This window comes from Melittangium boletus DSM 14713 (genome assembly GCF_002305855.1).
Classification (GTDB): domain Bacteria; phylum Myxococcota; class Myxococcia; order Myxococcales; family Myxococcaceae; genus Cystobacter; species Cystobacter boletus.
Map to the genome: position 1 here is coordinate 7832647 of NZ_CP022163.1, position 11955 is coordinate 7844601.

9 protein-coding genes are annotated in these 11955 nt (G+C 68.9%); 4 read left to right on the forward strand and 5 right to left on the reverse strand.

The window, feature by feature from the left end; all coding sequences use genetic code 11:
* The first annotated feature begins 91 nt into the window (after positions 1-91).
* Positions 92-1333, forward strand: a complete 1242-nt coding sequence (locus MEBOL_RS32500; protein WP_095981079.1) for a dipeptidase — start codon at positions 92-94, stop codon at positions 1331-1333.
* Here MEBOL_RS32500 and lnt read toward each other — a convergent pair.
* Both lnt and MEBOL_RS32510 read right to left on the reverse strand, forming a co-directional pair.
* Complete coding sequence (lnt, locus tag MEBOL_RS32505) at positions 1315-2958, reverse strand: apolipoprotein N-acyltransferase (protein ID WP_095981080.1); 1644 nt, start codon at positions 2956-2958, stop codon at positions 1315-1317. The two genes, MEBOL_RS32500 and lnt, sit on opposite strands and share 19 nt — an antisense overlap.
* Complete coding sequence (locus MEBOL_RS32510; protein WP_095981081.1) at positions 2955-3566, reverse strand: hypothetical protein; 612 nt, start codon at positions 3564-3566, stop codon at positions 2955-2957. The genes lnt and MEBOL_RS32510 overlap by 4 nt, the downstream gene beginning before the upstream one ends.
* A 64-nt stretch (positions 3567-3630) precedes the next feature.
* Here MEBOL_RS32510 and MEBOL_RS32515 point away from each other — a divergent pair, with 64 nt between their 5' ends.
* Complete coding sequence (locus MEBOL_RS32515; RefSeq protein WP_157823795.1) at positions 3631-4539, forward strand: hypothetical protein; 909 nt, start codon at positions 3631-3633, stop codon at positions 4537-4539.
* A gap of 12 nt (positions 4540-4551) precedes the next feature.
* Here the strand turns inward: MEBOL_RS32515 and MEBOL_RS32520 are convergent, their stop codons facing one another.
* Together MEBOL_RS32520 and MEBOL_RS32525 are read right to left on the reverse strand one after the other, a co-directional pair.
* Positions 4552-5637 (reverse strand): SGNH/GDSL hydrolase family protein, encoded by a 1086-nt coding sequence (locus MEBOL_RS32520; protein ID WP_095981083.1) that lies wholly within the window; start codon positions 5635-5637, stop codon positions 4552-4554.
* A 132-nt stretch (positions 5638-5769) separates the two neighbouring features.
* Positions 5770-8013 (reverse strand): sensor histidine kinase, encoded by a 2244-nt coding sequence (locus MEBOL_RS32525; RefSeq protein ID WP_095981084.1) that lies wholly within the window; start codon positions 8011-8013, stop codon positions 5770-5772.
* Positions 8014-8112: 99 nt separating this feature from the next.
* Between MEBOL_RS32525 and MEBOL_RS32530 the strand changes: the two genes are divergently transcribed.
* On the forward strand, positions 8113-10515 hold the full coding sequence (locus tag MEBOL_RS32530) for a transglycosylase SLT domain-containing protein (protein ID WP_095981085.1): 2403 nt from the start codon (positions 8113-8115) through the stop codon (positions 10513-10515).
* A 95-nt stretch (positions 10516-10610) separates the two neighbouring features.
* On the forward strand, positions 10611-11714 hold the full coding sequence (gene preA / locus MEBOL_RS32535) for an NAD-dependent dihydropyrimidine dehydrogenase subunit PreA (protein ID WP_095981086.1): 1104 nt from the start codon (positions 10611-10613) through the stop codon (positions 11712-11714).
* A gap of 61 nt (positions 11715-11775) precedes the next feature.
* Here the strand turns inward: preA and MEBOL_RS43845 are convergent, their stop codons facing one another.
* On the reverse strand, positions 11776-11910 hold the full coding sequence (locus MEBOL_RS43845; protein ID WP_281256605.1) for a hypothetical protein: 135 nt from the start codon (positions 11908-11910) through the stop codon (positions 11776-11778).
* Positions 11911-11955: the final 45 nt, after the last annotated feature.

The following is an 11955-nucleotide window of genomic DNA, read 5'->3' on the forward strand; positions in this document are numbered from 1 at the left end:
TCTCCGCTAACCTTGGCGTGGGGACGCGCCTGCTCGGCACTTTATTCATCCCGGTCCCCCATCCGCCTCGAAAAGGGCTAAGCGACGGACCATGAGACCCCTCCGCGCGTTCCTTGGCCTGTCCCTGTTCATTACCTCCGCCTGTGTCCATGGCGGGAATGTTTCCGCGACCTCCACGGATCTCTCCGAGCGGAGCCGGGCCCTGGCCCAGCGCCTCATCATCGCGGATGGCCACATCGACGTGCCCTACCGGCTCGGCGCCTCGTTGGTCCCCGATGGCTCGCTCACCGAGGACATCTCCCAGCGCACGCCGAAGGGGGACTTCGATTATCCCCGCGCCGTGGAGGGAGGGCTCGACGTGGCCTTCATGTCCATCTACATCTCCGCGGACCTCCAGACGCAGCCCGGTGAGTCCAAGATCCGCGCGGATCGGTTGATCGATCTGGTGGAGGGTCTGGCCCGGAGTTCGCCGGAGAAGTTCGCCCTGGCCTATTCGCCCGATGACGCCGAGCGCAACACGCGGGAGGGGAAGCTCTCCTTCGCCCTCGGCATCGAGAACGGCTCCGCCCTGGAGGACTCGCTGGAGAACGTGGCGCACTTCCAGCGGCGGGGCGTGCGCTACATCACCCTCACGCACTCCAAGGACAACGCGCTCGGCGACTCCTCTTATAATGAGGGCAAGCGCACCTGGAACGGGCTCAGCCCCCTGGGCCGGCGGGTCGTGGCCGAGATGAACCGGGTGGGCATCATGGTGGACATCGCCCACGTGTCCGATGACGTCGTGCGCCAGGTGCTCGAGTTGAGCCAGGTGCCCGTCATCGCCTCGCACTCCTCGTGCCGCCACTTCACGCCCGGCTTCGAGCGCAACCTCAGCGACGAGCTCATCCAGGCCGTGGCCGCCAAGGGCGGGGTGGTGATGATCAACTTCGGCTCGGGCTTCCTCACGAAGGAGTCCAGAGCCGCGGAGGCGGAGATTCGCGGGGTCATCCAGGCCTTCAAGGAGCGTAACCCCTCCGTCACCCCCGCCGCGGTGGATGCCTTCGCCGAGTCCTACCTGCGCGAGCACCCGCTCCCTCGGGCCCGGGTCGAGGACGTGGCGGACCACATCGACCACGTGGTGAAGCGGGTGGGCATCGACCACGTGGGTCTGGGCTCGGATTTCGATGGGGTGGGGCCCACGCTTCCGGTGGGGCTCGAGGACGTGTCCAAGTACCCGAACCTCTTCCGCGTCCTGCTGGAGCGGGGCTACAGCGAGGCGGACCTGGAGAAGCTCGCCTCGGGCAACGTCTTCCGCGTGTGGCGCCAAGTCGAGGCTCACGCCGCGCGGAAGTAGCCCCCCGTCTTGCCACGGCGCCGGGCGAGCACTCCCGGCACGAGCAGCCACAGCAGGCTCACCCCGAGCGCGGTGGGTCGCAGCCAGTCCCCCCAGACCACCATCACCGTGGACAGGCGAGGGGTGACGGGCACCGTCAGGGCGAGGCTCGCGCGGTGGTCATCCGGCACCTCGGCGAGCACTTCACCCGTGGCGCTGATGAGCGCGGAAATGCCCGAGTTGGTGACGCGCACTTGCGGCAGCCGCGTCTCGATGCTGCGAAACCCCGCGTGCATCAGGTGCAGCCGAGGCGCGGGCGTGCCCTGGAACCACGAGTCGTTGGACAGGGTGACGATGAGCTCCGCGCCCTGGCGGGCCTCCTCGGCCACGTAGTCGGGGAAGATGGACTCGTAGCAGATGAGCGGCGCGAGCGTGAGTGGCCGGCCCTCGCGCAGGGAGACGGCCAGCGTGCGCGGACCGGGCCCCCGCTTCCAGTAGCCCGTCCACGGCAGCCGCTCGCGCAGCCAGGGCGTGTCGATCGCCTCGGGGACCCACTCCGTCAGCGGAAAGAGCATCGTCTTGCGGTAGGCCGAGCGTGTCAGGGTGCCCTCTCGCCCGGGGCCCAGGAACATGGCGGCGTTGTACTCCCGCTCCTGCTCCAGATCGTAGGTGCCGAAGAGCAGCGGCACCCGGTGCTCCGAGACGAACCCCGTCAGCTCCGCGTCGAACTCGGCGCCCGCCTCGCTCTTGGGCGTGCCAAAGGTCGTCGGGTACACCGTCTCGGGCCAGATGAGCAGATCCACCGGCCGCTCGCGCAGCAGCGCGTCCGAGAGCTGGTAGTGGGTATCGAGGATCATCCGCACCACGTCGTACGTGCCCAGCTCCGCCGCGAGCTTCTCGTACTTCGTGATGTTCGCCTGCACGACACCCACCACCAGGGGTCGCTCCCGGGCCTCCGCGAGGGCCACCTGATGGATGCGCCACGTCCCGTAGCCGACGCCGCCCAGGAGCAGCACCACGAGGACCGCCACGGGGGCCAGGACGCGCCGCGCGCCCTGTCTTGTCACGAGCGCCTTGCCCGCGGCGAACACGCACTCGTTGCCGAGCAGCAACATCAACGTGAGGCCATGCGCTCCGGCGAGGTCCGCGACCTGGCGCAGCGACTCCGAGGGGAAGAATCCCTGGCCCAGCGTCTCCGCGAAGAGCTTGGGGCACAGTGCCTCGGTGCCCACGTACACGAGCGCGCTCAACAGCGGGATGCGCCACCAGGCACCCGTGGACACGGTGCGCCGCAGGTGGTGACGCACGAGCGCGAAGGTGAAGAACTGCAACTCCATGAGCGGGGCCAGCGCGAGCAGCGCGAGCCAACACAAGGGCAGGGGGGCCTGGGAATAGCTGTGCAGCGCCTCGGGGAACCAGCCGAAGACGGCGGCGGTGAAGCTCAGGGCGAACGCGCCTCCCGCGAACAAGGCCTCGCGCCAGGAGCGCGTCCGGTCCAGGATCCACAACCAGGGCACGAGCGCCACCCAGCACACGCCCACCCACCGGGCCTCCAGCCGGGAGAACAACGCCACGAGGGCCGCGCTGGCGACGGCGCCGAGCAAGACGGTGCCCGCCCACCGCGCGCGTGCCGCGATCGGACTCATGGAATGGGCTCCACCCCTTCGGGCCCCGAGGGCAGCTCCAGGATGTCCAGGGGCATGCCCGGAGGCGCCAGCTCCGGAGGGACGACCCGGTTCGCGGGCAGCTCCATGGGCTGGCCGTCCGCGTCGAGCGGCTGGTAATCCGGGTGGAACATGAGGATGGGCTGCACGCGCTCCCCCTCGTCCGTGGCCTGGTAGTGGCGCACGTACCCGGGCGGCAGCTCGAAGTCCTCGGGCACGATGATGCCCTGCTTGAGGGGCTTGGTCCCCGGCCGGTAGAGATCGAGCCCTTCCGCTGGACCCTGGGCGACGGCGTCCTCGACGACGGCCTGGGGTTGGGCGGGAACCGGAGGCGGAGGCATCGTCCTTGGCGCCGGGTGCACGGAGGGCGGAGCGGGAGCGCGCTCCACGACGCGCGCGGGCACGCGCTCCGGAGGGGGGGATTCGGAGTCCGAAGGGGACTCGAGCCAGAGGCCCAGGGCCACGCACAGGGCGGTGAAGCCGAGCGCCAGCCAGACGAGCCACAGGCCTCCCCCCGTGCGCTTCTTCTGGATGCGGACCACGCCGTCTTGATCGACTTGTCGCTCGTAAATGGGAGGCCGCGCGGCCATTGTCGCCCCTGTTCGCCGGGCCCCGTATGCTACGGACCCCCCGACGCCCCGGCAATCCGCTCCCATGATCACCCCGCTCGTCGATGCACCTCGGGATCCTCCCGCTCAGGCCCTGGCTGACGCACCGCGTTTCCACGTTCATGCCTGGACCCGTGCTTCACGTATCGCCAGTGGCGTGCTCCAGACCCTGGGACTGGCCGCGCTCTTCGCCTCGGCGGTGGTCGTCCTTGAATTCACCTTCGACGGTTCGGCGAACCCCCGGCCGCCATCGTTGTCGGGCTGGCTCGCGTTGTTGGCGGGCGTGTTCTTCGGGCTCGAACGGCTCCTGCGCGGGTTCACGGCCGCCACCTTCATCCTGGAGCCAGAGCGCTTCGTGCTGGAGCGCCGTGGGGAACGGATCGAGATCCCCTCCGATTCGGTGAAGTCCGTCCGGAGCTGGCGGCTGCCCTGGCCCGCGGCGGGCCTGTCCTGGCGGATGCGCTCGGGGCGCTCGCTGGGGGTGGGTCTGCGCGTGGAGGATCCGCTTCCCCTGCTGGAGGCGCTCGGTCAGCGGATGGCCGGAGCGAGGGAGGAAGCGCGCCATCCCCTCACCGCCTTCGTCCACGCGCGAGCGACGGTCATGCGGCACGGCGCGCTGCTCCGAGGGTTCAAGTTCGTCCTGTTTCCATTGCTCCCCGGCGGCATCATGTTCCGGGCCAACCAGTACATCACCTATGGCGGACCGTTCGGGCAGTACCAGATGTACGGACTCGCGCCCTACCTGCAGAGCCTCTTCACCTATTGGGTGTCCTTCGCCGCGATGCTGGTGCTGTACGCCGCCCTCTGGCGCCTTCCGGTGGAGGCCCTGACGTTCGCGGCGACGTGGGTGAGCCCGGCTCGCGCGCGCGGTGTGCGCCGGTTCGCGGAAGTGGCCTGCGCGGTGCTGTACTACGCGGGCTCCCTGACCCTGCTGGGGGCTCAATTCCTGTTGTGAGGCCCCGGCGTCTCACGGTGCCGTGAGGTTGAAGGTGGAAAGACGCCACCCCATGCGCTCGTGGCCCCACCCATTCCATTGGGGATTCTTCCCCTCGGAGATCTGGGCATCCGGGAAGTCCGAGGGGCCCGAGCCCGTGCCTGTGCCCGAGAAGAATCCCAGGGAGATGGTGGCCGAGGAGAAGTGGGTGGGGTGGACGTTGTCCGACTGCAGGTAGTCGTAGCTGGTGTTCGCGTCGACGAAGTGCGTATTGGCGTCGCGAAGGGTGGCGCCAAGCGTGCCGGTGACGCGGGAGACGTAGGCGGACTCGCTCTCTCCCGGGATGTAGAGCAGGGCGTCTCGATCGATCTGTCCATCCCCGTTGCCGTCGTAGTCGGCCCCCATGAATTCGGCGAACACGTCCGCGCACTGGAAGCCGTACTGCTCCGCGAGGTGACACGTGCGCCAGTTGCTCGTGACCACGTAGGGGAGGAATTTCTCGCGCTTGTTGACGGGCTTCTGCTGGGCGTCCGTGCAGGTGGTGGGCACGTTGTCCGCGTCGAAGCCCGGGTAGTAGAGGTTGGCGACGACCTTGAGCCGGGCCTGGGTCGCGTACTGGTTGATGGCCTGCATGGCCTTCTCCGTGTAGCGGGTGCAGTTGGCCAGGGCCGCGTCCAGCCCGGTGTAGTCGCACGTTCCCTTCTGCGCGGAGAACGCCGAGCGCGCTTGCAGGTAGTCATTGCCGCACATCTCGAACGTCACCACGCGGGTGGTGTTCGCCTGCATGTAGGACTTCTCCGCGAGGATCTTGTTCTCGTAGATGTCGTCGGCCCGGGCGCCGGAACGGGCGCGGCGGACGACCTCGATATTCGCCTTCCACTCGTGGGCCAGGTACTCGCCATCCACGAGCGGCCCCGCGCGTTTGGCCACGCTGAACAGGTTGCCGTTGTAGCCCGCGTAGAGGGAATCCCCATAGGCCACGACACGCCAGGTCGGGTTCGACTCCGTCCGGGAGATGGTCCAGGAGGTGTTCTGGTTGATGGTCGTGGCGGTGGCGCTCGCGCTCACCAGGAGGGCCGTCAGCGCCAGGGCGCGCGACCGCGTGGAACGACTGAACATCGCGTGTCTCCTTACGGCGGAATGGCCGCCATGAAGGAGTCCGGCACGCCCCCATGCGGCGTACCCGGGCATTGCAAGCCAGGTGCGAACCCGTCGCGGCCCTTCTCGTCCCTGGATGAGGACGGCCGCTTCTCAAACCGCTCGGCGTTTTTTCTCTCGCCGGGACTTTCGCTCGGACTTGGAGGGCCGGGGCGTGCCATCGGGGGAGAGGGCCTCGGCGGGTTTGGAGGGGGGAAAGGGCGTTCCGTCCAGGTGATGGGGCTCCGGGACGGGGAGGGGCTCGGAGGGAGGGGCGGGCAGGCGGATGATGAACGTGGCGCCCTCGGCCGGTTTGCTCTGCACGGCGAGTGTGCCGCCATGGTTCTTCACGATGCGCTGGGAGATGGCCAGCCCCAGTCCCGTGCCCTTCTGCTTCGTCGTGTAGAAGGGGACGAAGATGTGCTGTTGCTGCTCGGGGGGAACACCCGGTCCCGTGTCCGACACGTGCACTTCGACGAAGGAGTCGCCCGCGGGGCGGAACTCGTTGAACCGGTCCGGCCGGATCGTCCTCACCGTGATGCAGCCATTGCCCTCCGCTCCCAGGGCCTGCATCGCGTTCTGCACCAGGTTGATGAGTACCTGCTTGAGCTGCTCGGCGTCCGCCTCCACCCGGGGCAGGGCCTCCTCCTGCTCGACCTTGAGTTCAATGTGCTTGGGCAGCTCGTTCTGGATGAGCCGCACCGTGCGCGTCACCACCTCGTTGAGGTCCGTGGGACCGAACGTCTGCTTGAGGGGCCGCGCGTAGTCGAGGAACGCGGACACCACCCCGTTGAGCCGGTTGACTTCCTCGACGATGACCTCCAGGAACTCACCCTCCTCGCCGGGCAGGCGCTTGGGATCCAGACACTGCGCCGCGCCCTTGATGGCGCCCAGGGGGTTGCGGATCTCATGGGCCAGGCCCGCGGCCATCTCTCCCAGGGCGGCCAGGCGGTCGCGCTCGCGGATGGTCTCGTACAGCTTGGAGTTCTCCAGTGCCGTCGCCAGCCGCTCGGCCATCTCCAGCATGAGGGCGATCTCGTCCGAGGCGTACGCCTCCGGCACCCGCTCGTCCCACAGGTTGAGGAAGCCGATGACCCGGTCTCCACCGAAGAGGGGCACGGTGATGCCGGCCTTCATCTGCACGAGCGCCGAGCGCGTGTCGTTGAGCCGCTTGAGCTCGTCCCGGAAGCGCTTGCCCTCCACGGCCTGCTGCCGCATCACCGCGCTGCGCCGCTCCACGTTCTCCAGCAGCACCGCCTTCTGCCCCGAGGCCACCGCGAAGAGCACGCCGCGCGCCGCGCCCGTGTCCAGGAAGGGCACCGGGGCCGGCCCCCGCGCGTCCAGGAGCCGGTAGCCCGGCCGATCCTCGGCCAGCAGATACAGCGAGGCGTGGGTGATGCGCCCCGACTCGTGCAACGCATCGAGCACCAGGCGCGCCAGCTCGGAGATCTCGATGACGCCCGCCATGCGCGCCCGCGCGGCGCCGAGCACCCGCAGGAGCTCGAAGCGCTCGCGGAAGAAGAGGGCCACCACGCGCTCCTCCACCTTCGCGCGCAAGGGCTCCAGGAGGATGAGCAGCACGAAGGCCGCCACCACCGTGTTGAAGACGAAGAGCGAGGTGTTGTTCTTGTCCACCCACATCGTCAGCACGGTGAAGACCGCGGCCAGGATGGAGGCCAGCACCGTCTGCGAGACGATCTTCCCGAGCAGCTCGTGCAGGTCCATCAGCCGCAGCCGCAGGAGCGTCTGGGCGAGGAAGAAGAGGTAGAGCGTGGTGAAGATGGGGCCCAGCGGAGTGGGGAAGGGCAGGCCCACGCGCTCGAGCAGATCCAACGCGCTGAAGAGGATGGCCGCGCCGGCGCCGATGGCCAGGTACATCTGACGCAGCCGCTCGATGCGTGACTCGGTGGTGCTCATACGACGCAGGAGCAACGACACCGAGGCCAGCAGCGCCCCGAGCACCCACGTCCCCATGGCGACGCGCGCCCAGCCCTTCTGGGCCAAGGGCGACACCGCCACCGCCAGGCCAAAGACGGCCGACAGGACGGCGAGCCGCCGGCCGAGCAGATGGGTTCCCTTGCTGACGCCCAGGAATTCGAGGAAGAACGCCACGGCCGCGCCAGGAACGAGCGAAGCCGATAGAATGGTGGCGCCCACGGCCACCCGCGTCACCCACGGGTAGCCCGCCGACGCGAACAGACTGTGGAAGAAGATGGACAGGTAGTAGCCGCTCAACGTCAACGCGAAGACGGAGTAGAGCGTGAGGACCCGTGGACGTGCCGCCCTCAACAACATGGACACACCGAGTGCCAGACCGATGATGGATGCGAGGAGCGCGCTCTGTGTCCGGATGTCCATGCGGGTTGGAGAGTCTAACCTCCCCGGCGTCGCGGAAATTTTTCCCCTGCTTCCCGTTGTCTCCGCTGTCCCGGCCCCTGCCCCGAGGGCCTCGCCCGTATGAAAGTCCTGCTCCCCCTGTTCGCCGCCGCCGCTACCGCCACCTCGCTGGCTTTCACCCAGGCGCCCGCTGACGCGTCCGAGGCGCCCCCCGCGTCTCCCCGGGCCGTCACCGGCACCGCGCCACCCGAGGCCCAGCTGTCACCCCTCCCGGACGCGGACAAGATCGTCATGCCGCCGGGGTACGTGGAAGTGCTCAACCCGGCCTTTCCGGGTGACCCTCCGCCCGCTCCGCCCCAAGCCCCCGTCGCCTCTCCGGGCCGCGCCTACGGTCTGGAGGAACTGGCGCCCTACTTCGCCGAGGGCAAGCGCCAGCAGGCCAAGGAGGCCTTCGACAAGGGCTTCTACACGCGTGCCCGCGAGTTGCTGGCGTCCGAGGGGGACGCTCTGCCCGTGCGCTACCTGCGCGCCCTGAGCGCCGTGCGCGGTGGGGACGTGGCGAGCGCCGCCGAGGAGATGCGCGCCCTGGCCAACGACTACCCGGCGTTGCGTGACCGCTGCCTCACCCATGCCGGCGTGGCCCTGGAATCCCTCGGGCGCTTCGCCGAGGCGGCCCAGGTACTCGCCCAGGTGCCCGACACCTCCCGGCTGTACGCCGACGCCCGTCTGGCGCTCGGCCGTGTCCTGCGCAAGACGAAGGACAGCGAGGGCGCGCTCGCCGCGCTCGCGCCCCTGGCGGGCCGCACCTCGCCCGCGTGGGGCCGCAATGTCGCCGCCGAGGCCCTGCTGGCCAGCGCGGATCTGGCCGCGGAGAAGAAGGACAAGACGCGCGAGCGTGAGTTCCTCTGGCGTCTGTGGGCCCAGCACCCGCTCACGCCCCTGGCGAAGCAGGCCGAGGCGCGGCTCAAGGGACAGCAGGCGCCCCTGGAGATGAAGGTGGTGCGCGCCGAACAGCTCATCGAGCTGCACCGCAACCGCCAGGGCCTGGAATTGCTCGAGCCCCTGTTGCCCTCGCTCAAGATGCCGGACGCGCTCGCGTGCCGGGCCCACTTCGCCTACGGCAAGGCCTTGCGCAAGGAGCGCCAGCACACGCGCGCCATCGCCGCGCTCACCCCGGTGACGACCACGTGCCAGGACCGCGATCTGCTGCCCCGAGCCCTCTACGTGCTCGGCTCCTCGCGCTCCATCGTGGATCAGGTGAAGGGCCCCGAGACGTATGAGCGGCTGGCCCGCGACTTCCCCGAGCACTCCTTCGCGGATGACGCGCTCTTCTTCGCCGCGGACCTGTATGTGAAGACGGGCCGCCTGGACTTGGCCTCCGAGCGCCTGCGCACGCTCGCCCAGCTCTACCCCCAGGGCGACTACCTGGGCGAAGCGCTCTTCAAGGACTTCTGGATCTCCCGCACGCAGAAGGCGGCGGACGGCGGCATCCCCACGCTCGAACAGATCGAGAAGCGCTTCGCCGACGCGGACGAGACGAACGACGTGGAGCGCGCGCGCTACTGGCGGGCGCGGACGCTCCAGGAGCAGGGAAAGAAGGCGCGGGCGGCGGCGCTCTTCGAATCGCTCGCGTTGGACTTCCCGGCCACCTACTACGGGCTGGTGGCGCGCACGCGCCTGGGCGAGGTGGACCCCGCGCGGCTGCAACTGCTCGTGCCCCAGCTGGACTTCACCCAGCAGGAGCGCCGGGGACCGTGGCCCCTGCATGCGGGGGGAATGGAGAAGGACCCGCACTTCACGGCCGCGGTGGAGCTGTTGCGCCTGGGCTTCCCGGAGGCGGTGTCCTCGGAACTGCTCGCCATCAACCGCGTGGGTCTGCCCGCGGAGAACCTTCGTCTGCTCGTGCACCTGCTGGCGCTCGCCGGGGATGAGCGCGGAGCCCATGGCGTGGCCCGCATCGCGCTGCGCCGGGAGCTGAGCGGCCCTATCACGCCCCAGACGCGGCCCCTGTGGGAGGTGGCCTACCCCAACGCCTTCCGGGAGCTCATCGAGAAGCACACGAAGACGGCGGGAGTGGAGCCGGACCTGCTCCAGGCGCTGATGCGCGAGGAGAGCGCGTTGGATCCGAAGGCGCTCTCCTGGGCGGGCGCGTTGGGCCTCACCCAGCTCATGCCCACCACGGCGCAGGCGGTGGCGCGTCAGCTCAAGCTCAAGAAGCCCTCGACGCAGGCGCTCCTGGAGCCGGAGCTCAACATCCGCTTGGGCGCGGCCTACCTGGGCTCGCTCATCAAGCGCTTCCCCGGACAGACGGCGTTCGCGGTGGGCAGTTACAACGCGGGTCCCCTGGCCATCGACAAGTGGCGCGCGGACCGTCCGGGGATGCAGTTGGACGCGTGGGTGGAGGAAGTGCCCATCGCGGAGACGCGCGGCTACATCAAGCGGGTGTTGCGCTCGTACAACACCTATCAACTGCTCTACGCCCAGCCGCTCAAGGCGCCCGCGATCGAGGCCGCCAGCCGGTAGGCGGGCCTGGTCTGACGGGGAGGGGTTCACCTCCAGGCTATGTGGGTTGTACTCTCCGAGGAGATTTTCCCTCGCCCCTGATTCGAGAGCCGCCCATGACTCCCTCCCTGAAGACCACCGTCAATGGAATCGAGTTCGACAACCCCTTCTTGCTCGGCTCGGGCCCACCGGGAACCAATGCCCGGGTGATCGCCCGATCGTTCGACCTGGGGTGGGGTGGGGTGGTCTGCAAGACGATCAGCCTGGATGCCAGCAAGGCCATCAACACCGCGCCCCGCTACGTCAAGGTCAAGGCACGCGAGGACGCGCGGATCGTCATCGGCTTCGAGAACATCGAGCTCGTGTCGGATCGGCCTTTCGAGACGTGGCTGGAGGAGTTCCGGCAGCTCAAGAAGGCCTATCCGAAGAAGGTGCTGGTCGCCTCCATCATGGAGGAGTACCGCAAGGAGGCCTGGCAGCGGATCGTCCGCGAAGTGCAGGAGACGGGGGTGGATGCGTTCGAGCTCAACCTCTCCTGTCCGCACGGCCTGCCGGAGCGGAAGATGGGCGCGGCGATGGGCGAGGATCCCTCGATCTGCGAGGAGGTGGTGGGCTGGGTGAAGGAGGTGGCGAGGATTCCGGTCTGGGCGAAGATGACGCCCAACGTGGGTCATCCCGTGCCCGCGGCCAGGGCCTCGGTGCGGGCCGGCGCGGATGGTTTGTCCACCATCAACACCCTTCTGTCCATCGCGGGAGTGGACCTGCGCACCCTGCGGCCCATGCCCACCGTGGAGGGCTGGACGGTGCCGGGTGGCTACTCCGGCGCGGCGGTGCGGCCCATCGCGCTCCGGCATGTGATGGAGATCGCCCGGGCGCTGCCTGGCACGTCGATCTCCGGGATGGGAGGCATCGAGACGGGCTTCGATGCCGCTCAGTTCCTGCTGCTCGGCGCGCACACCGTGCAGGTCTGCACGGGCGCGATGCTCCAGGGGTACGAGGTCATCGGCAAGCTCCAGGAGGAACTGCGCAAGGTGATGGTGGACCACCACATCGAGTCGGTGCGGGACATGGTCGGCCGGAGCCTGCCGTATTTCTCCACCCACGCGGATCTCGTCGAGCGGCAGCGCGCGGCGAAGGCGGCCCGGGTGGGCGCGGGCAAGGACGCGGAGACGTGGAAGGGTGAGATCAAGCGCGAGACGGACTCCCTCACCAATGACTAGCCCGCCTGGCTAGGAGAGGGATCTGGAGGGGAAGCCCTGGGTCGAGCGTGGGGCCAGGGGGTTACTTCTTGGGGGGGTGCTTCGGCTTGTCGTCCTTGAGGGTACCGCGGCTCGAACTCCACCATTCCCCTCCCAGAAGCAGGAAAGCGCCGCCAAACGCCACGATGCCCAGCAGGGACACCACCATCACACTCATTGGATTCTCCTCCGCCCAGTGCGACCCCGTGTGGTGCGTCTCGGG

Bases quoted from the DNA above. Each gene is read 5' to 3' on its own strand.
- MEBOL_RS32500 (WP_095981079.1), top strand. From the start codon at position 92: ATGAGACCCCTCCGCGCGTTCCTTGGCCTGTCCCTGTTCATTACCTCC.
- lnt (WP_095981080.1), bottom strand. From the start codon at position 2,958: ATGAGTCCGATCGCGGCACGCGCGCGGTGGGCGGGCACCGTCTTGCTC.
- MEBOL_RS32510 (WP_095981081.1), bottom strand. From the start codon at position 3,566: ATGGCCGCGCGGCCTCCCATTTACGAGCGACAAGTCGATCAAGACGGC.
- MEBOL_RS32515 (WP_157823795.1), top strand. From the start codon at position 3,631: ATGATCACCCCGCTCGTCGATGCACCTCGGGATCCTCCCGCTCAGGCC.
- MEBOL_RS32520 (WP_095981083.1), bottom strand. From the start codon at position 5,637: ATGTTCAGTCGTTCCACGCGGTCGCGCGCCCTGGCGCTGACGGCCCTC.
- MEBOL_RS32525 (WP_095981084.1), bottom strand. From the start codon at position 8,013: ATGGACATCCGGACACAGAGCGCGCTCCTCGCATCCATCATCGGTCTG.
- MEBOL_RS32530 (WP_095981085.1), top strand. From the start codon at position 8,113: ATGAAAGTCCTGCTCCCCCTGTTCGCCGCCGCCGCTACCGCCACCTCG.
- preA (WP_095981086.1), top strand. From the start codon at position 10,611: ATGACTCCCTCCCTGAAGACCACCGTCAATGGAATCGAGTTCGACAAC.
- MEBOL_RS43845 (WP_281256605.1), bottom strand. From the start codon at position 11,910: ATGAGTGTGATGGTGGTGTCCCTGCTGGGCATCGTGGCGTTTGGCGGC.